The sequence below is a fragment of the Psychrobacter sp. BI730 genome (genome assembly GCF_013414195.1).
GTDB lineage: Bacteria > Pseudomonadota > Gammaproteobacteria > Pseudomonadales > Moraxellaceae > Psychrobacter.
Genome location: NZ_JAATTV010000006.1, coordinates 136,988 through 156,785, shown reverse-complemented (window position 1 = coordinate 156,785; position 19,798 = coordinate 136,988). Strand labels below are relative to the sequence as shown.

Below are 19,798 nucleotides of genomic sequence, written 5' to 3'. Positions count from 1 at the left end.
AATACTAATTCAAGCCGTTTATCATTGCATAAACCAACCCTATTGACCAGTTATACAATACTAACTGAACTGAACCAACTAAACTTATCTATCCACTCGCTGCTCAGTGACCTTGCTGCTCTATCACTACTTGCTCGCTGGTTTTGCCAAAGCGGCGTTGACGTTTTGCAAACTCTGCGATCATCGAAGCTAGCTCTTCTGCTGCAAAGTTCGGCCATAATGTGGGAGTGAAAAACAGCTCAGCATAAGCAGATTGCCACAATAAAAAATTAGAAATACGATACTCGCCGCCCGTACGTACCAGCATATCTACTGCTGGCGTATCGGCTAATTGTACGTAGTTACCTAACAGCTCTTCGCTGACATCTTCAGGTTTTAATTCGCCAGCTTGCACTTGCTGAGCCAGCTGTTGTGCTGCATTTGCGATATCCCATTGTCCACCGTAGCTAATCGCAATCACCAGCGTCATCGCATCAAAATCCGCCGTCTTTTCTTCCGCGTCAGCCATTAGCGTTTGTAATGACTCACTAAGCTGACTACGGTCACCGATGAAACGCAAGCGAATACGATACTCATTCATGCGCGGCATTTGCTCATGAATCGTCGATGTGAGTAGCTGCATCAATAGTGCCACTTCACTAGGCGGTCTCTGCCAATTTTCGCTAGAAAACGCAAATACGGTCAGTACTTCAATGCCTGTATTGACACAATACTCAACGATAGGATCGAGCGCATCTTTGCCAGCCACATGTCCTTGACCGTGGCCCAAATCATTGGCCTTACCATAGCGATTGTTACCATCCATAATGATGGCGATATGACGAGGAAGAATAGCGGGCGCCAAAACGGCTGAAGTGGACATAGGCGAACTTGCTTATTGTTGAGGTAAAATAATAATAACGTGTGCAACAGCGATTAAAAAGCGCCATTTATATAATTCACTAACTTATCATAATTGCGTCGTTAGTTTTTAGTGCTCAGAATGCGATAAATCCAGTTCAATCAACCACATATTTTACATGCCTTAGATATAGCCCTATATGATTGATTCATTTTAAAAGAGAGACAAGGCAACCGAGTGCAAATGTAACTGTGATACTTCAAGCGAGGTTAACGCTGTAGCTCTTTTAGAAAGGATTGACTATATCAGTCTACACAATAATAAACAGCCAATAGCTATAAAGTATTGGCTGCTCAATTACAGATAATCTACCGAACTGTTTCTTGCTCTCAACACCAAATATATCAGTATTAAACTTCCATCAAATCGCTTTCTTTCTTACTCAAGCGAGCATCGATCGTTTCGATATATTTGTCAGTGATTTTTTGAATGTCATCACTAGCGCGGCGCTCATCGTCTTCTGAGATTTCTTTTTCTTTTGCCAAATCTTTGATGTCATTCATCATGTCACGGCGAATATTACGGATAGAAACTCGGCTGCTCTCAGCTTCACCACGTGCAAGTTTTTGCATATCGCGACGAGTATCTTCTGTTAATGCTGGCATCGGCACACGAATCACATCAGCAGACATTGGGTTTAGACCCAAATCTGCTTCACGAATGGCCTTATCTACTGCTTGTACCATCGTACGGTCAAATGGTTGAACCAGCAAGGTACGTGAATCTTCAACGTTGACGCTTGCCACTTGGTTCAATGGTGTATCAGAACCATAGTAGCTAACCATCACACCTGACAACATACCTGGATGCGCACGGCCAGTACGAACTTTACTGAAAGTGCTTTCAAGCGCTTCCAATGTTTTTTGCATGCGTGCTTCGCCGTCTTGCTTAATCTCTTTAATCATTGTGTATCCTTATTTATCGTTACCGACAAATTTTTTATTTGCTATTGGGATATTAATTATTTATTGCTAATCGTTAGCTATTTACTGACGTTAGTTGCCCGTATCGCATCAATTAATGAAAAACTCGTGTGCCTTCATTTTCACCCATAATGACATTCAATAATGCATTAGGCTTAGTCATATCAAACACTTGTAGCGGTACGTTATGCTCACGGCACAATGCGATAGCCGTTAAATCCATGACGCCTAGCTTTTGCTCTAGTACTTCATCAAAAGTCAGACCGTCATACTTGACTGCATCGTCATGTAGACTTGGGTCTTTGTCATAAACGCCGTCGACCTTGGTCGCTTTTAAAATCAAACCAGCTTCGATCTCGATACCGCGCAAACAAGCAGCAGTGTCAGTGGTAAAGAATGGGTTACCCGTACCTGCGACAAAGATACAAACTTCGCCGTTTTTAAGATAACGAATGGCATTACGACTGCTATAGCTTTCAGTGACTTCACCAATCGGTAACGCTGACATCAAGCGCGTTTTTATGTTGCGACGCTCAAGCGCATCACGCATTGCTAGTCCGTTCATAACGGTCGCTAGCATGCCCATCTGATCACCAGTAACACGGCCAACGAGACCTTCTTTTTGCAATTGCGCACCGCGATATAAGTTACCACCGCCAACTACGATACCAACTTGGACACCAAGTCCACGCAAGTGAGCAATAGACAAGCTCATTTTATCAAGCACTTCGGTATCAATACCCATGTCTTTACTACCAGCTAAGGCTTCACCGGAGAGTTTCAGCAAGATACGAGCGTAACGCGGGTTTTTGTCAGACATGAGGTCACCTTGTTATCATGAAATTATAAAGAAAATTATCGGTAAAATACAAATCGAGTTTGCCCACAACGCTACACTTACAGCTAAGCGTATTAAAAAGGCTAAATTGCGCTAATTGTAGCAAAAACTGCCCGCCATTGGGCAATTTTCACTCGCATATCTTATTGGATATCTAGCCTTGATAACTGGCGAATAGATCGTATTCGCTAGCATCATCGATAGTCACGGTTAAGAACTGCCCTATTTTAACTTGAGCGTTGATGTCATCAACATAGACATGACCATCAATTTCAGGTGCATCAGCATAGCTACGGCAAATAGCAATATTTTCATCGCTATCAATTTCATCGACCAATACCGTTAAGGTCTTGCCGACTTTTTCCTGTAGCTTTTGCGCTGAAATATCTTGCTGTAGCGCCATTAAACGCTCATAGCGAGACTGTTTGACGTCTTCAGGCACATGATCAGGCAAGTCATTGGCCACTGCGCCTTCTACTTCTGAATAAGTGAATGCACCCACGCGATCGAGGCGTGCTTCAACTAGCCAATCAAGCAAGCACTGAAAATCTTCTTCTGTCTCGCCAGGGAAGCCAACCACAAAGGTCGAACGAATCACGATATCAGGGCAGATATCACGCCACGCTTTGATACGAGCCAAGGTGTTTTCGCTATGCGCAGGACGTTTCATCGCCTTTAGAATACGATGGCTGGCATGCTGGAACGGAATGTCCAGATAAGGCAGCAGTTTCTTCTCACCCATCAACTCAACGACTTTGTCTACATGTGGATACGGATAGACATAATGCAAGCGTACCCAAATGCCCAAATCGTTCAATGCTTGGCATAAGTCATAAAACTTAGACTTGAGCGGCATACCATTCCAAAAGCTGGTCTTGTACTTTAGGTCAAGACCATATGCCGAGGTATCTTGCGAGATGATAAGTAATTCTTTCACGCCAGCTTTTTTGAGCGCCAGAGCTTCGTTCATCACATTATCAATCGGGCGCGATACCAAATCACCGCGCAAGCTTGGGATAATGCAGAACGTACAACGGTGATTACAGCCTTCTGATATTTTTAGATAAGCATAATGGCTTGGGGTCAGTTTGATACCCGCTTCATTAATCAAATCTATTTTTGGATCATAGTTAGCGTCCTGACTACGATTTGGCTTAGGCACATGCTGCGCTACTGCCGTAATTACTTCGTCATAGGCATGCGCGCCCGTCACTGCTAGTACGGCCGGATGCATCTCACGGATTTTGTCTGCTTCTTTACCTAAGCAACCAGTAACAATCACTTTACCGTTTTTGCTAATGGCCTCGCCGATCGCATCAAGCGACTCTTGTACCGCTGATTCAATAAAGCCGCAAGTGTTTACCACGACTAAGTCAGCACCGTCATAATCACTGGCTACTTGATAGCCGTCACGGCTTAGCTCAGTGATAATACGCTCACTATCCACCAATGCTTTTGGACAACCTAGTGACACAAAACCAATCTTTGGCGCTGAACTAACTGGCATCGTAGCAGTCGCATTGGCAGTCGTAACATCGCTGCTTTGGGCTACACTACGGTTCTGATTGTGGTTGGCTTTATGATGGTAAGGTTGTTTAGTGTCTGTTTGACTGGCATCTGCCTGACTCTGCGCTTGTACTATGGTAGGCGCGGCAGGATTGAAGATAGTGGCAGTGTCTTTTGCGGCAGATAGAGGAGCTGTTACTGTCGTATTCACTGACTCGGTAGAAGTTTTGGACATGGCTGACCTTGCTAGAGATAAATTGGCTGAGCGCATTGTACGTTTTTTTTACAAAAATCACCAGTTTTGCCGCTCTATAGTCTTGATTTGTGGTTAAATATTATCTCAAGCATCTGACTTTTTTGGGCCCTATTGATGAACGCTGATTTTATAACCGCCAAAACAACCCCCGACCTCGCATTTATATCTCAGCATTTATTCACCGCTATTTTATGGGTTAACGATGAGCTATCAATCACACGGTTGAATGCTCAAGCCGAGCAACTACTTGCCATTAGTAGCGGAAGACTAATCAATCAATCTATCTTGACACTGCTAGCACCCGATGAGTTAAAGACTAAAGATACTGTATCTATAGATAAGGATAGTAATGATACAAATGAAAACGAGGCTTCGAGCGAGCCAGCATACTCGTTGACCGAGCGCTTTGTGCAAGCGCAAAACTATCAACAACCTTTTATCGATCATGACCACATCATAAAAACACCGCTAAATGGTAATTTATCATTGTCAGTCGACTATAGCGTCACGCCTGTCATCTATGAACAGCAGCCTTATTTTATTATCGAGATGTGGGGTAAAGATCGTCAAAGTCGTATCTCTGAGGAGCAGCGTCAACAGCAGCAATACACAGTTGCCCGTCATATGCTACGCTCGGTAGCACACGAAATAAAGAACCCTCTTGCTGGTATTCGCGGGGCAGCCCAACTGTTGCAACGGCAGTTTATTAAATTCAGCGACGCATCTACCACTAGCACCCCTAGTGTTGATAATGCTTTGACAACTACTAACATTGACGCGCAGCATGATTTGCAAAAAATGAATCAAAAACTGCGCAACTATACGGACATTATTATTTCAGAGACTGATCGGTTAACCCATCTTATTGGGCAGCTTCTGGGTTCCAATCAACTGCCAAACTGGCAAACGCTTAATATCCATGAGCCTCTAGAGCATGTCTTAACCTTAGTGACCAATCAGTATCCACAGGTAGTGTTACAGCGTGATTATGATTTATCATTGCCAGAGTTGTGTGCAGATAAGGATCAGCTGATTCAAGTGTTTTTAAACCTTATTAACAATGCTTGTGAGTCGATGACTGAGTTCGAACAAACGCTACAACAGAATAAAATCTCAGAGTCTCAAGAATCACCACAAGCTACCGTACAAACTGAGGGCAATTCTGACTATCAACCGACATTGCATATCCAAACTCGGGTTGCCTTTCAGCATACGATCGTCGGGCAGCAGCACAAGCAAGTGATGCAAATTACTATTACTGATAATGGCTCAGGCATTGATCCAGCATTGATCGGTCAAATATTTTTCCCAATGGTCACTAGCCGTGCGGCCGGTACAGGTCTTGGATTATCCATCGTCCAAGATATTATCAGTCATCATCATGGTATGATTGATGTGAGCTCGACAAAAGAGCAAGAAGATAAGCAAACCCGATTTACGCTATATCTACCATTTACTCAACCCATCACTGAGACATAAACCAAATTATGAATTTATGAATTAAAGGCTGCTAAGTTTCATAACGCCAACTCCCAATCCCCAACTTACCATCAATAATTGCTGATTAGGCCCAATACATGACTGAATATAGCGACGACCTCCAACCTAAAAGCGATGATCAATCAACACAATCACAAATAGTAACTGTGAATAATGCACCCAGCGACCACCCTGCAACATTGTGGTTAATCGATGACGATGCAGCCCTACGTATGGTGTTGGCCGACACGTTTGAAGATGCTGGATTGACCGTTATCAGTTTTACTCAAGCACAAGCAGCATGGACTCGCCTTAATGATGTGTTAAAACAGCAAGAGTCAGCCGAGCAATTACCAGACGTCATACTGACCGATATTCGTATGCCAATGATGGATGGATTGTCTTTTAGCGACTGGGTCCATCAGCATTTCCCTAAAATGCCAATCGTAATTATGACGGCACACTCAGACCTAACCTCTGCTATCAATAGCTATCAGACTGGTGCTTTTGAATACTTGCCCAAGCCTTTTGACTTAGATGATGCAGTTGCAACGATTTATAAAGCCATCAACTATCAGCCCAATTTAGAAACAACGACTGTTTCCCTTTCAGATGAATCCAATACCAATACAACGTCTGACACGTCTACCGAAGACCTGATAAAACCTAAAGCAGCATCTTCTAGTAAGACAACTAAAGAAAATAAGAACAAAGGTGCCAGCGTAACCAAAGATAATGGGAACCCTAGCGGCATCATTGGACAGTCTCCAGCCATGCAAACAGTGTTTCGTGCTATTGGCAGGCTGGCACAATCTCCCATTTCCGTCTTAATCACTGGTGAGTCTGGAACGGGTAAAGAGTTGGTTGCCAGTGCTTTACATCAACACTCCCCACGTAAGCAGCAACCGTTTATTGCGCTTAATATGGCAGCCATACCACATGACTTGATCGAGTCTGAGCTATTTGGTCATGAAAAAGGCGCGTTCACTGGTGCAACAACGATGCGTCAAGGCCGTTTTGAGCAGGCAGACGGTGGTACTTTATTCTTAGACGAAATCGGTGACATGCCTTTTAGCACTCAGACACGGCTATTACGCGTCCTAGCCAATGGTGAGTTTTATCGTGTTGGCGGTCAGCAGCCGATAAAGGTCGATGTACGTATCATCGCAGCCACTCATCAAAATTTAGAAGAGCTGGTAAAACAAAGCCGATTCCGCGAAGATTTGTTTTATCGCCTTAATGTCATTCGATTACCCCTACCACCACTACGTACACGCCCTGAGGACATTCCTGCATTAGCCCTTTACTTTATGCAGTCTGCTGCAGAGCAAATGAATACCACCCCGAAGCATCTACATCCTGCTGCATTGCAAATTATGCAGACGTTTGACTGGCGCGGTAATGTGCGTCAATTAGAAAACGTCTGCTTGTGGCTCACGGTGATGGCCACTGGTGATACGGTGATGGCGACAGACTTACCACCAGAGCTACTGGAAAACATCTCACCTAATACGGTGCTTTATGAAGAGCATGGCTCATCAAAGGAAGATGCTCAAGAGCATTTGGCACAAAGTGGCCATGTGTTAAATGGCAGTTCATTAAACAGTCATCAAAATGAGCGACGTAGCCAGTTACCTAAAAACCAAAGTTGGCAGCAAGCATTGGCTGATTGGGCTGAGCAGTCGCTAAGCACGGGTGAAACTGATATTTTGCAAACAGCAACTCCTGAGTTTGAGCGCGTTTTATTAACAGCAGCACTCAATCACAGTGGAGGCAAAAAGATAGAAGCCGCGAGTTTACTTGGTTGGGGACGCAATACTCTGACACGCAAATTGCAGCAATTAGATATCTCTGCCCCGAGAGTACCAACTAAGGAATAAAAAATGTATAAAACACGATATTAAATTATTATCGATATCAATCACTTAAAATTAATATCTAAAATAAATGATAAATAATTAAAAATAATTGCAAATAGGGGTTGCCAAACAATTAAAACTCTATATAATAGCCAACCACTGAGACGCACTACCGAATCAGTTAACTATCTATATAGCGTTTGAGTTTAATCGCTTTTGATGATAGAGTAACGAAAATGGGGCTGTGGCGGAATTGGTAGACGCACCAGATTTAGGTTCTGGCGCCGCAAGGTGTGAGAGTTCGAGTCTCTCCAGCCCCACCATTTTCGGATAGTACATCTTAGACCAAATATCAAAACCTGCTTTTTAGCAGGTTTTTTTGTGTCTGGAATTTGGTGTTAAAACTATAAAGTATCTTGTTAAAAGTATTAATCTACTTTTCTACCCTTTATAAATCCTTCAGCACCTCATCCGTACTTTTATAGCACCTCTCTACCCGCTTTGCCAATGCTTTCATGTACTTGCCATAGACAGAACTAATTAATAGAAAGGTTTCCCTCATTATCATTGAATAATGCACTACGTTGATTTTTACGGAGGGTTTCACGTTGAATGATATTTTTTGCATCGACTTTTTCTAAAGGCAATCTTGTTTCGCGAGAAAGATCGCCATCGGCTATTAAAGATAAATAACGAGAACAACAAACTCTTAAAAAAGAGGTGAAATTGCCAATATCATGATCAGCATCGAGAGATTCAAGGTATAGCTTAGTGATCAGTTGATTAACCGTCATTTGATCACGAAATGACAACTCTTCTAATATATCCCAAAAAAACACTTCTAAACGAATTGAGGTGACAACGCCCTGAATTCGAAGTGATTTGGTTTTAGAGCTCCACAAGCTGTCGTCAGCACTAATAAAAAGTTGGCACATATATAATATATCCTCTCTCGATACTGGGGTCTATTGAACGTTCAATAGACCCGAATTAATGCTTATAGCAAAGCAACAAACTGCTTTAGCATCGCTGGGTGGGCAGGCCATGCAGGTGCCGTTACCAGTTGGCCATCTGTAATAGCGCCATCCATAGGCAACTTGACATACTCAGCGCCAGCCATTTCTATTTCTGGCTGACACGCAGGATAAGCAGATACTTTTTTACCCTTCAATACGCCAGCAGCCGTCAGCATTTGTGGCCCATGGCAAACTGAGGCAATCGGTTTATCAGTATTTGCGAAATGCTGAATCATTGCAATGACCTTAGCATTCAAGCGCAAGTATTCTGGCGCACGCCCACCTGGTAAATACAAGGCATCGTAATCTTCTACATTGATATCAGCAAAAGACGCATTAAGGACAAAATTATGACCGCGTTTTTCGGTATAAGTTTGATCACCTTCAAAATCGTGTATTGAGGTAGCAATGCTATCACCTGCAACCTTATCTGGGCAGACCGCATCAACCTCATGCCCCATCGCTAGTAGCGCTTGGAACGGAACCATGTTTTCATAGTCTTCAACAAAATCACCGGTAATGATAAGTACTTTAGCCATGATATTCTCACTGTATTGTAATAAAACATTGTAATGAAATATGGGAACCCAAATTAGTTTATAGCGACTTCGCTTAAAATGAGCCTGAATATCCATTCAAACATAAAAAACAACGACTAGGTAATATGTGAATACTACAAACAATCACTTTTTAAAATAAAATAATAAATTCAGCTATTTTCTAATAACTTCAAATCTATCAATATCTTATCCATCTTCTGATATCGTCTCTCTACCCGCTTCGCCAATGCTTTATCGACAATAAATTGATAATGACTATATTCTGCTGACAACGTTGGAATGGGTTGCTGGCAATGCTGAATCGCCCACGCTTTTGATTTTTCATGGCTGTCGGCATTTACCTGAAACGGGCGTTTCCCTGTTAGTATCTCAACCATCATGATGCCAAACGCGTAGATATCACTTTGCATAGTTGCACGCTGACCTTGCCAGCGTTCAGGTGCGAGATACGCTGGTGTGCCAGCAGGATTTGGTTGGCTATTAGCCACCGTCATACGTTGTGCTAAAGCAAAATCAGTAAGTAACAATCTAGGGGTCAGACTATTACTCATGGTATCTGCTGGCCATGCATCGTCAGAACCCTCAAGCATAATATTGCTGGGCTTGATATCATTATGTAGCCAGCCAGCCTGATGCAAATTGGCTATCAAGTATGCAGACTTCATGATGAAATGATGCTTTTGTGATGCTATCAATGACAGATGTTTTGAAGCGGTCAGCTGACTCGCCAAGCTACCATTAGGATAATAAGGCGTGACTACTATAACTAAGTGTTGCAACTGCCCTAGTATTTGAACGTCCACGCAATGATGAGCCAGTAGTGGCGGTGCGATAGCATTATCTTTGATTTTCGATGAAGCATTTACAGCAGCTAAAATATCCGCTTCATGAGTTAAATCGGCAGCAATAGGATAAGCGCCATCACTCAACTGCCATTTAATCATCACACTACCAAATTGCGGATGCTGGGCACGTGTTAGACCTTGGAAGTAAGTATTGTCGATATGTTGCGTTTTGACATCTTGCGTTTGTTCTGTGCTTTGCTGAGCAATACGTTGATGCACTATCTCCCTAAAATATTGTGCGTCCAGTTCTTGGGTGATAATGGGCAATAGCTGCATCGCCTGCGCTTGCAAAGCTTGCGTAATAGACGCATTACTGGCACTATTTTCCATGGTATTGTTTCTCATAATATAGCGAGATTATTGCCTTCCCATTCGTATCATTTCCAAAGATAATAATAGCGTGAATAATGATTACAAGTACTACGATCAATAGGTACTAAGATTGTAGGCACTGAAATGTTAGCAGCGTTAATTGTATTTTTGGGTATGGTATTAAAGACAACCTTAATTGCTAGAGCCACTATGTCACAACCAACTATCCCGACTATGCCATCTGATCAACCTACTTACGCCCTACCCGCACCTTTGTTAAACTTACTCAGTCAGTACTTACAAGAGCGAGTCACACCAACTATTGAAATCGACCCGAGCCAGCTTGCTTATCGCTGGGTTGGTGGACGCACTGGTCACCTGCAGCCTTTGTCGGTCAACCTGTTTTTGAGCTTAGATGACTTGCATGGTATCGATACGCAAAAATCGAAACTGGTACAAAACACCCGTCAGTTTATTAAAGGTTACCCTGCCAACCATGTATTGATGTCAGGGACACGCGGTGCCGGTAAGTCATCATTGATTCGCGCTTTGCTACAAGCTCATCATAGTGAAGGCTTGCGTATTATTGAGGTTGCCCGCGATGATCTGCAAGTATTGGATAAGATTCGTACTGCTATTAATGCCCTACCACCAAATTGTCATTGCCGCTATATCGTATACTGTGACGACCTCGCTTTTAATGGTCAAGACGAAAGCTATCGTGCACTAAAGAGCGTGCTTGATGGCTCGCTAGACTCTGAGCAAGACAAACTACTGGTCTACGCCACCAGTAATCGCCGTCGCTTGCTACCACAGATGATGAAAGACAATGTCGATATTTATAATGGGCAGACGGATGAAGTCAATCCCTATGAGGCCATTGATGAAACCGTGTCATTATCAGATCGATTCGGTTTGTCCCTCACCTTCCATCCTATGGATCAGCAGACTTATCTACAAATCGTTCAGCATTATCTGAATTTAGAGCAGCAAAAAATCTCAGCTGATGTGGATAGTGAGGCTAAGAACATTTTGGAAAGTCAGTCTATGCCTGATAAGATCAGAAAGGATGCGCTACGTTGGGCCTCAGAGCGTGGTGGTCGCTCAGGACGAGTTGCTTATCAATTTAGCCGTTTTTGGAGTGGTGAAACACAATTGGCTATCGAAGACAGTAAGCGCTAGGTCATATTTGACGCTAAATCATATCTAAGCTTAACCATGTCTAATCATTGCGTGCAGAGCCTATATACTGCACGCAGTTCTCCTCTTGACTGCCCTCTTGATTGCTTACCGACTCAACTGCACCATCAACCATATATTGGTCAAAATCTGCGGCCAGCCATAGATTGCCTTGATAGACACTTTGCGCATCTAAGCGAATATATGCCATATTTGGCGTTTCGCTATCTGGATTATCAAAGTTCTGATAGCGAGCGCTAAAGTGGGTCAAAATGATGTTTTTCAGGTTCATCTTTTGCGCGAATGTGCCCACCACATGCGCACTGCTATGCATCGGGTCATAGTCAGGGTTTCTGGCTTGAATAGCCATCATGACCTCATGCGTATAAGTGGCCTCATGCACCAATAAATCTGTGTCCATAACTGCTTCACTCAAACACTCTGGCGTATCATTGTCTCCTGCCACCACCACTCGCGTCCGCTGTATTTCCTCATCAACATAGTCTACTGAGTGCAATTGTCTATTACCCTCAGTCGTGACATCTTCGCCTTGCTGCAATCTGCCCCATAGTGCGCTTGCTGGAACACCATCTGCCACAAGCTTATCTGTATTAAGGATGCGGCGGCTAATAGTCTGAGTAATACCAAAGGCATGAGAAGCAACCCGATGTGATAGCCGCGTAATATCAATATCAAGCTGATGTTGGCCGCTTAAGCTAATGTTAACTTTGTTCGTATCACCTTGCTCAGCCAACACCTCTTCAATCTCTACAAAATTGAGAGCAAAAGGTAGATACAGCTCTGTAGTGGCGGTAATCGCTTCAAGCAAAGTAGCAATCGTTTTTGGGGCAATCAAAGTTAATGGTTCACGGCGTCCTGACATAGCAGCGCTTGCTAATAGCCCTGGTAGACCGTAGCAATGGTCACCATGCACATGAGTGATGCAGATAGCAGCCAATTGATGTAAGGAGAGCTTAGTATGTAGCAACTGCTGCTGTGTGCCCTCTCCGCAATCAATCAGCACCCATGGACGCGATTTCTTACTCTGATTGTTCTGTTGACGGCCTCTTTGCTGTACGCCAAAGCTATGCGGATTCAGACACTCTATCGCCAGTGCAGTCACATTACGCTGTTTAGTCGGTACACCCGCGGACGTACCCAAAAAGGTTAGCTTTAGCATAATGATGCCTTTTATTTATCAGGAGTACTGGCTGAAAAGCACAAGTGTGTCTCTTCATTATAAAAATAACAAAAGTAGAATAAACGAAGAGTGTGCCCTAGCTATGACAGTTGGCATATCATGGTTTTTTGACCTTCAACCATTTGTCCACCATTGGCGGTGCACTCATTTACCATATTCGATTCGTAAGATTTCCAGCCACCATAAAAGCTCGCTGCACACAGAATGACCACTAGAATTTTCTGTGACCACGATTTGATAGAGACTTGCTGGCTATTAATCTGCTGTCTATTATTTTCTTGCATACTGATATCTTGCTTATTAAGTGATGTTTGAGTTGCTGACTGATTGTCATCTTTGTCTAGGCTATCTTGTTTCAGATGGTCTTTATTCGAGGTGTTTAGATCTGTCATGATATTATCCTAAAAAAGGCTTTGTTTATTCATAAACAAAGCCTTTGGTCTACATGGCTACTTAAGCGTTGAGAGATGATTATACCAGTATCCTCTAAAAATTCAGACGGCCGCCCTTTTTTTCTGCTCGCTTAAAGGCATCTCGTTCTTCGCAGCGTTTGAGCCAGTTCAAAAGATTGGTATATTTACTCTGATCTAAACCTGCACCAGCATTGGCACCCAAGACTGCAAGATGCATTTGAATATCAGCGGCGCTAAATTCACTACCTGCAAACCAATGGTTTTCATGTAGATGACGCTCCATCATATCTAACATCTTCTCCAAACCGCTACTGATCATGTTCTTTTCAATCTGACCTTGGATTTTTTTGCTGATAGGTTTGATTAGCATCGGCGACTGAGACACTACTTTTGTGAATACCAAACGCATGACCAACAGTGGCATCAATGAAGCCTCTGCAAAGTGTAGCCAAAACGTGTAGGCTTCCCACGCTGCTTCGTTATTATCGTCAGGTTTGAACTGCTTTTCTTTATCATAGTGCTTAATCAAATATTCAATGATAAACCCTGACTCAATCAGCACACGATCGTCCGCTTCTAGTATCGGTGCATTACCAATCGGATGCACTTGCTTTAAGCTATCAGGGGCACGGTATGCCTTATTGCGCTCATAGCAAGTCAGTTTATAATCAACGCCGAGCTCTTCCAACAGCCAGATAATACGAAACGAGCGCGAGTTTGCTAAATGATGAAGATGTAACATAAACCGTCCTAGTTATATATTGTAGTAAATCAGCCATAGTATCTTAGATATAGCGCCATACGTTTACTCGATCGTGGCCCTACTGCTCTCGATAATAGCGTAATTTCTAATTGTTTAATACTATGAGTTGGTAGACATACTGGAAAACAATGCCTACCGAATCGATACTATCTCAGACGGTGTACTCTTCAACATCAATCTAAATGCAATGCTTCAATCTTGCGCGTCATTTTATCTATTTTTTGCTGATATTTTTTGATTTGGCGGAATCGATGCGCGATTAGCACGCCTTTGATACGGCGATTTTTCAGGCGACGACGTGGTGGAAAACTGCCTACTTGTGGTTCATTGTAGCCATGTAAGCGGTCTTCACGTTTACGCGCCATATAGCCCAACGCGCTATCAGCAATCATAATCAGCAATGCGACAAAAATCATGCTATACATCAGCATGGAGCCACCATCATGTAGGCTGCGATCTAAAATTGCGATTGAGAATATGAACAAGAATATTGGCTCAAGGTAGCACAGAGTGCCAAAAAGTGAGACAGGAAGCTTCTGACTGGCCACCATTGTTAGTGACATTGCAGCGGTACTGATAATGCCTAATAACGGCAACAGGTACCAAAGCTTGTGGTTGGTGATTGCTACTTCAAAACCGCCATTCATATACAGCGCGACCAGTACGACTGGTAACAACAATACGAGGTCTGAAATCAAACCAGTAATAGGCGGTACTGCCAACTTGCGGCGTAGTAGATAATAAGGAGGATAACCCAAGCAAACAAATAAAGTCGCCCAAGAAATAGCGCCATACTCAAAAATATCGTAAGCGATACCAAGACCTGCACACACAATGGCAGCCCACTGAAGTAAGCTCATGTCTTCGTTGTAAAAGAACCTGCCGACAACAATCATAATCATCGGATATAGGAAATAACCCAACGTTACTTCAAGCCCCAACCCATTGACTGGCGCCCACATAAATATCCAGATTTGCGCGCCCAAAATCGGTGTGGGTAGTATAAATAAAAACCACTCTTTCGCGTTCTTTAGTGTTTTTAGATAATCGAAAATGTGCTGCCACTGCTTTAATACGCTGACCAGCAGCACGAGACTAAAAAACATTGTCAGCACGCGCCACGAAGCGACTTGCGTACCTGATAATGGTTGCAGCAGTAGACCAAATAAGAACAGCAATGAGTATAAAAAATTTGCAGCGACAGCAGTGATTGTACCCTGCGAGGTTTGGTTAGTAGTCAGCATCACAACAGCCTTTAAAGATTGGGGCACATCCATGGCAATTTTTAAAAAAAACAAAAGCCTCAGACGAGAACGTCTGAGGCTTTTGCATATAAGGTCGTCGCGCAATCTAAGTTGAACGCTTTTGATGTATTAGGCTTACATCATGGTCGGCATTATGTCAAAGTCAGAATGAATAAGCAATGCCACTGTTCATCTAGTGTCTAAACTTTTAAATTGAGTAAATTTAATGCAGGTAAGTGCTTATTTTGCATCAAGTTGTTCGATTTTTTGCTGTATCTTATCCATCTTTTTTTGATAACGACGAATCTTACGAAAACGATGGGCTTTTAGCACGCCATCGATACGCTGATTGATAAAGTGACGACGCGGTGGAAAGCCGCCAATCTGAAGCTCTCTATAGCCATGCAAGCGGTCATTACGCTGACGAACGAGGTAACCTTTTATGCTATCGGCCATCATGACCAGTAGCGCAAGCGTAATCATGCCATACATAAAGAGCGAACCACCTTCTTCAAGGCTTTGACTCAGAACCGTGATAGACAACACAAATAACAGCATCGGCTCGATATAACTTAATGCCCCAAACAGTGATACTGGCAACTTGCTACTGGCAATCATCGTCAGCGACATCGCAAGCGCACTAAAAGCACCAAGCAGCGGCAATAGATACCAGAACTTCACATCTTGCGCCGCAACATCAAAACCACCCGTCATATAAAGCACGATCAGCACGACTGGTGTCAACAGCGTCAAATCAAACAATAATCCTGTAATGGGCGGTACAGAAAGGGTACGCCGTAGCAGATAATATGGCGGATAACCCAAGCATACAAACAGTGTCACCCAAGAGACTGAGCCATACTGAACAATATCGTAGCCGATGCCGAGCGCTGCAAATATCGCGGCAGCCCACTGCAAGATGCTCATATACTCATGATAAAAGAATCGACCAAGCACAATCATCACTAGCGGCAATAAGAAATAACCCAACGTGACATCGAGACCAAACCCATTAACCGGCGCCCACATAAACAACCAAATCTGCCCGCCTAGGATTGGCGCTGGCAGTATAAATATTAACCATTCTTTTAGTGTCTTTAGCGTCTTTATATAATCAAAAACATGTTGCCATTGCTTGGTCAAACTGACCAGTATCACCAAACTGAGCAACATCATGAGCACACGCCATGATGCCACCTGCGTACCGGTTAAGGGCAGCATAAACAACCCAAACAAAAACATCATCGCGAATAAAAAGCTCGATGATACCGAAGCAACCGTTCCCTGAAAAGTTTGATTGGTCGTAAGCATAACAACAGCCTTAAAAAATAGAACCTTATTTACAGTATTGAAAAAATGAGAATGAAAAAACAAAAGCCTCCGACGATAACGTCAGAGGCTTTTTTCTAGAAAAATGCTAAGAGACTAGACTCAAAAGCTAATTACCAAGACTATTACTCGTCATCGTCTTATGCATAGTTAGTCTATTATAGATTGTCACTTGGTTTATTGTCGTTTGCAATATCAATCGCATCATCGACGTCGGTAGTTGCAGTATTGTCAGTTGTCGCATCAATATCTATCTGCTCTTGACCTTCTACCTCAAACGTACCGTCTTCTCTCATGGCATCGATAAGCTCGTCATCGCTCTCTTCGTGCTCAACACGCGCCATAGCAACCAGTTTTTCATCTTTTGACAGACGAATCAATGTTACGCCTTGCGTATTACGACCAGAGCTAGCAACATGCTCAACTGGGGTACGAACCAATGTGCCTTTATCAGAGATTAGGATAATATCATCGGTAGAGTCAACCTTGGTCGCTCTTACTAGTGCGCCATTACGTTCGCTGGTCTTGATAGCGATCACACCGCCACCGCCACGATTTTGCGTATTGAACTCATCGATAAAGGTACGTTTACCAAAGCCGTTTTCACAAGCAATCAAGATTTCACGTACATCATCTTCGATAACGACTAATGATTTGATAAATTCGTCAGTAGCCAGACGCATACCGCGGACGCCTTTTGCAGTACGGCCCATCGCACGCGCGTCATTCTCATCGAAACGAATGGCTTTACCACTTGAAGCAAACAACATCACTTCTTGGCTACCATTGGTGATACGAGCACTGACCAATTTATCACCGTCTTCTAATCCAACTGCAATCAAACCGTTCGATCTGATATTGGCAAACTGCTTCAGCTCTACTCGCTTCACTGTACCATTGGCAGTGGCAAAGAACACAAAAGGTGGCTCTGCTTGGTTGGTATCTTCTACCGAATCGTCATCATTGCTTACTTCTGATACTTCACTTACTATTGATGTATCTTCCACAATTTTTGGAATTGGTAGTATGGTTGTAACGGTTTCGTCGCTATTTAGGCCAATTAGATTAACCAATGGACGACCACGAGCACCGCGACTAGCAATCGGCACTTCAAAACCACGTAGACTAAAGACACGTCCACTATCAGTGAAACACAGTACCGTCGAATGCGTTGATGTCACGACTAAATGATCGATTACATCGTCTTCTTTCATTGCTGTGGCAGACTTACCTTTACCGCCACGTTTTTGTGCAACATAGTCATCAATCGGCTGAGTTTTGGCGTAGCCAGTACGCGATACCGTCATAACGACCGTTTGCTCAGGGATAAGGTCTTCGCGACTAAAGTCCATACGTGAATCGATGATATCGGTACGGCGCTCATCACCAAAATTATCGCGAATCTCGATCATCTCATTAGAGATAATCGCCATCAGCTTATCAAAATCGCCAAGGATAGACTCTAAATGCGCGATTTCACGCAGTAAGTCTTGGTATTCTTCGGTCAATTTATCTTGCTCAAGACCAGTCAAACGATGCAATTGCATATCTAAAATCGCATTGACCTGCTCAAGTGATAAGCGATAACGCTCTTCGCCTTCGATTAGACCAAACGGCGCTTTAGGATCTTCGCCATCGATAAACTCAGGACGTACTGACTGACTACCAGCAGCTGTAAGCATCGCAACGACACTACCTGAACCCCATGTATTATTTAATAGACTTTCGCGCGCCAATCCACGGTTTGCAGAGGCTTTAATCGTCGCAATAATTTCGTCAATATTGGCTAGAGCGACCGTTAGACCTTCTAGCAAATGCCCACGAACGCGGGCTTTGTTCAATTCATAAATCGTACGGCGGGTCACCACTTCTTGACGATGACGAACAAACGCAGCGATAAGCTGACGCAAGGTCAATAGTTTTGGCTGACCATTATCCAGCGCCACCATATTGATACTAAAGCTAGACTCTAGCGGCGTTTGTAGAAATAGGTTATTAACAATAACTTCAGCCGTCTCACCGCGACGCAAATCAATAGCGATACGCATACCGTCTTTATCAGACTCATCACGAATCTCGCTAATGCCTTCGATTTTTTTATCACGGACAAGCTCTGCGATACGCTCGATCAGTTTGGCTTTATTGGCCTGATAAGGTACTTCGGTAAATACGATGCGCTCACGATCACGGTTGACGCCAGAATTGCTCATCGGCTCGATATGATAACGACCACGAATATGCAAACGGCCTTTACCCGTACGATAAGCATCTAAAATGCCAGCGCGACCATAGATAATACCGCCGGTTGGAAAATCAGGACCTGAGATATGCGACATCAGCTCTTCAGCTGAAACTTGTGGGTTTTCAGCATAAGCAAGACAAGCATTGATCACTTCGGTCAGGTTATGCGGTGCCATATTGGTCGCCATACCAACAGCGATACCCGTCGCGCCATTGACCAATAGGTTAGGAATACGCGCTGGCATCACGCTTGGCATGCGCTCAGAGCCGTCGTAGTTGTCTTCCCAATCGACCGTGTCTTTGTCCAAATCAGCGAGCATCTGGTGGGTCAGTTTGGTCATACGTACTTCGGTATAACGCATCGCAGCCGGAGGATCATCATCGATCGAGCCAAAGTTACCTTGACCATCAACCATTGGATAGCGCAAGCTAAAATCCTGCGCCATACGGACGATGGCATCATAGACGGCACTATCGCCATGTGGATGGTACTTACCGATAACATCACCGACCACACGTGCTGATTTTTTATACGGTTTATTATAATCGTTTGATAGCACGTGCATGGCATACATCACGCGGCGGTGTACAGGTTTGAACCCATCACGCACATCAGGCAGCGCACGCGAGACGATCACGCTCATCGCATAATCCAAATACGACTGCTTTAGTTCATCTACGATGCCAATAGGACTGACCGATTCGCTCATATACACTCCTTCACTCACATTTTTTTCTAACGTTGACACATCGCTTATGGCACCCATAGATCATATAAAAATACTGCCACATAAATGGGCAGTCATGACCAAAATAGACACCATAAAAAAACACTGCTACACGTGCAAAACAATAGGAAAATAGTGATACGGTTTTTGTTAAAAACAATGTTTAATAAAAGAAGCTATTTTAGCACAAATTTGCTGATTTAGG

Annotated in this window: 16 protein-coding genes and 1 tRNA gene; 4 read left to right on the top strand and 13 right to left on the bottom strand. The window is 43.4% G+C overall.

Features of this window, described 5'->3' with window-relative positions:
* Nucleotides 1–103 precede the first annotated feature (103 nt).
* The 4 genes from uppS to rimO all read right to left on the bottom strand — a co-directional run bounded on the left by uppS (nt 104) and on the right by rimO (nt 4,403).
* A complete protein-coding gene (gene uppS, locus HCZ91_RS06280) occupies nt 104–862 on the bottom strand; it encodes a polyprenyl diphosphate synthase (RefSeq protein ID WP_179798707.1) in 759 nt (252 codons plus the stop codon).
* A 389-nt stretch (nt 863–1,251) separates the two neighbouring features.
* Entirely contained in the window at nt 1,252–1,806 is a 555-nt protein-coding gene (frr, locus tag HCZ91_RS06275; protein WP_057759123.1) for a ribosome recycling factor, read from the bottom strand.
* A gap of 112 nt (nt 1,807–1,918) precedes the next feature.
* Nucleotides 1,919–2,644 (bottom strand): UMP kinase, encoded by a 726-nt coding sequence (pyrH, locus tag HCZ91_RS06270; RefSeq protein ID WP_057759121.1) that lies wholly within the window; start codon nt 2,642–2,644, stop codon nt 1,919–1,921.
* Between the two features lie 172 nt (nt 2,645–2,816).
* Nucleotides 2,817–4,403 carry a 30S ribosomal protein S12 methylthiotransferase RimO gene (rimO, locus tag HCZ91_RS06265; RefSeq protein ID WP_179798706.1) on the bottom strand — a complete coding sequence of 529 codons (1,587 nt, stop codon included), beginning with the start codon at nt 4,401–4,403 and terminating at the stop codon, nt 2,817–2,819.
* 135 nt (nt 4,404–4,538) lie between these two features.
* On the opposite strand from rimO, the gene HCZ91_RS06260 reads away from it, so the two are divergent.
* From HCZ91_RS06260 to HCZ91_RS06250, 3 genes are all read left to right on the top strand, one after another.
* Complete coding sequence (locus HCZ91_RS06260; protein ID WP_179798705.1) at nt 4,539–5,903, top strand: ATP-binding protein; 1,365 nt, start codon at nt 4,539–4,541, stop codon at nt 5,901–5,903.
* 98 nt (nt 5,904–6,001) lie between these two features.
* On the top strand, nt 6,002–7,783 hold the full coding sequence (locus tag HCZ91_RS06255; RefSeq protein ID WP_179798704.1) for a sigma 54-interacting transcriptional regulator: 1,782 nt from the start codon (nt 6,002–6,004) through the stop codon (nt 7,781–7,783).
* A gap of 217 nt (nt 7,784–8,000) precedes the next feature.
* A tRNA-Leu gene (locus tag HCZ91_RS06250) sits at nt 8,001–8,085 on the top strand.
* 213 nt (nt 8,086–8,298) lie between these two features.
* Here the strand turns inward: HCZ91_RS06250 and HCZ91_RS06245 are convergent.
* From HCZ91_RS06245 to HCZ91_RS06235, 3 genes are all read right to left on the bottom strand, one after another.
* Nucleotides 8,299–8,697, bottom strand: coding sequence for a ribbon-helix-helix domain-containing protein (locus HCZ91_RS06245; protein ID WP_179798703.1), 399 nt, complete (start codon nt 8,695–8,697; stop codon nt 8,299–8,301).
* A 62-nt stretch (nt 8,698–8,759) separates the two neighbouring features.
* Complete coding sequence (locus HCZ91_RS06240; protein ID WP_277350412.1) at nt 8,760–9,320, bottom strand: DJ-1/PfpI family protein; 561 nt, start codon at nt 9,318–9,320, stop codon at nt 8,760–8,762.
* Nucleotides 9,321–9,487: 167 nt separating this feature from the next.
* Nucleotides 9,488–10,513 carry a protein kinase gene (locus HCZ91_RS06235; protein ID WP_179798702.1) on the bottom strand — a complete coding sequence of 342 codons (1,026 nt, stop codon included), beginning with the start codon at nt 10,511–10,513 and terminating at the stop codon, nt 9,488–9,490.
* Nucleotides 10,514–10,729: 216 nt separating this feature from the next.
* Here HCZ91_RS06235 and HCZ91_RS06230 point away from each other — a divergent pair, with 216 nt between their 5' ends.
* Entirely contained in the window at nt 10,730–11,677 is a 948-nt protein-coding gene (locus HCZ91_RS06230; protein WP_179798739.1) for an ATP-binding protein, read from the top strand.
* Between the two features lie 40 nt (nt 11,678–11,717).
* Here the strand turns inward: HCZ91_RS06230 and HCZ91_RS06225 are convergent, their stop codons facing one another.
* The 6 genes from HCZ91_RS06225 to gyrA all read right to left on the bottom strand — a co-directional run bounded on the left by HCZ91_RS06225 (nt 11,718) and on the right by gyrA (nt 19,575).
* A complete protein-coding gene (locus tag HCZ91_RS06225) occupies nt 11,718–12,854 on the bottom strand; it encodes a ribonuclease Z (RefSeq protein WP_179798701.1) in 1,137 nt (378 codons plus the stop codon).
* 101 nt (nt 12,855–12,955) lie between these two features.
* The gene (locus HCZ91_RS06220; RefSeq protein WP_179798700.1) at nt 12,956–13,267 is read right to left on the bottom strand and encodes a hypothetical protein; all 312 of its coding nucleotides are present in this window, start codon (nt 13,265–13,267) and stop codon (nt 12,956–12,958) included.
* Between the two features lie 94 nt (nt 13,268–13,361).
* Nucleotides 13,362–14,030 (bottom strand): glutathione S-transferase, encoded by a 669-nt coding sequence (locus HCZ91_RS06215; protein WP_102094352.1) that lies wholly within the window; start codon nt 14,028–14,030, stop codon nt 13,362–13,364.
* Between the two features lie 194 nt (nt 14,031–14,224).
* Nucleotides 14,225–15,295 (bottom strand): EamA family transporter RarD, encoded by a 1,071-nt coding sequence (gene rarD, locus HCZ91_RS06210; RefSeq protein ID WP_179798699.1) that lies wholly within the window; start codon nt 15,293–15,295, stop codon nt 14,225–14,227.
* Between the two features lie 240 nt (nt 15,296–15,535).
* Complete coding sequence (gene rarD, locus HCZ91_RS06205; RefSeq protein WP_179798698.1) at nt 15,536–16,606, bottom strand: EamA family transporter RarD; 1,071 nt, start codon at nt 16,604–16,606, stop codon at nt 15,536–15,538.
* Nucleotides 16,607–16,782: 176 nt separating this feature from the next.
* Nucleotides 16,783–19,575 (bottom strand): DNA gyrase subunit A, encoded by a 2,793-nt coding sequence (gene gyrA, locus HCZ91_RS06200; protein WP_179798697.1) that lies wholly within the window; start codon nt 19,573–19,575, stop codon nt 16,783–16,785.
* Nucleotides 19,576–19,798 lie beyond the last annotated feature (223 nt).

What these genes read in the sequence shown, in the direction of transcription:
- uppS (WP_179798707.1), bottom strand. Translation starts at nt 862, where the DNA reads ATGTCCACTTCAGCCGTTTTGGCGCCCGCTATTCTTCCTCGTCATATC.
- frr (WP_057759123.1), bottom strand. Translation starts at nt 1,806, where the DNA reads ATGATTAAAGAGATTAAGCAAGACGGCGAAGCACGCATGCAAAAAACA.
- pyrH (WP_057759121.1), bottom strand. Translation starts at nt 2,644, where the DNA reads ATGTCTGACAAAAACCCGCGTTACGCTCGTATCTTGCTGAAACTCTCC.
- rimO (WP_179798706.1), bottom strand. Translation starts at nt 4,403, where the DNA reads ATGTCCAAAACTTCTACCGAGTCAGTGAATACGACAGTAACAGCTCCT.
- HCZ91_RS06260 (WP_179798705.1), top strand. Translation starts at nt 4,539, where the DNA reads ATGAACGCTGATTTTATAACCGCCAAAACAACCCCCGACCTCGCATTT.
- HCZ91_RS06255 (WP_179798704.1), top strand. Translation starts at nt 6,002, where the DNA reads ATGACTGAATATAGCGACGACCTCCAACCTAAAAGCGATGATCAATCA.
- HCZ91_RS06245 (WP_179798703.1), bottom strand. Translation starts at nt 8,697, where the DNA reads ATGTGCCAACTTTTTATTAGTGCTGACGACAGCTTGTGGAGCTCTAAA.
- HCZ91_RS06235 (WP_179798702.1), bottom strand. Translation starts at nt 10,513, where the DNA reads ATGGAAAATAGTGCCAGTAATGCGTCTATTACGCAAGCTTTGCAAGCG.
- HCZ91_RS06230 (WP_179798739.1), top strand. Translation starts at nt 10,730, where the DNA reads ATGCCATCTGATCAACCTACTTACGCCCTACCCGCACCTTTGTTAAAC.
- HCZ91_RS06225 (WP_179798701.1), bottom strand. Translation starts at nt 12,854, where the DNA reads ATGCTAAAGCTAACCTTTTTGGGTACGTCCGCGGGTGTACCGACTAAA.
- HCZ91_RS06220 (WP_179798700.1), bottom strand. Translation starts at nt 13,267, where the DNA reads ATGACAGATCTAAACACCTCGAATAAAGACCATCTGAAACAAGATAGC.
- HCZ91_RS06215 (WP_102094352.1), bottom strand. Translation starts at nt 14,030, where the DNA reads ATGTTACATCTTCATCATTTAGCAAACTCGCGCTCGTTTCGTATTATC.
- rarD (WP_179798699.1), bottom strand. Translation starts at nt 15,295, where the DNA reads ATGCTGACTACTAACCAAACCTCGCAGGGTACAATCACTGCTGTCGCT.
- rarD (WP_179798698.1), bottom strand. Translation starts at nt 16,606, where the DNA reads ATGCTTACGACCAATCAAACTTTTCAGGGAACGGTTGCTTCGGTATCA.
- gyrA (WP_179798697.1), bottom strand. Translation starts at nt 19,575, where the DNA reads ATGAGCGAATCGGTCAGTCCTATTGGCATCGTAGATGAACTAAAGCAG.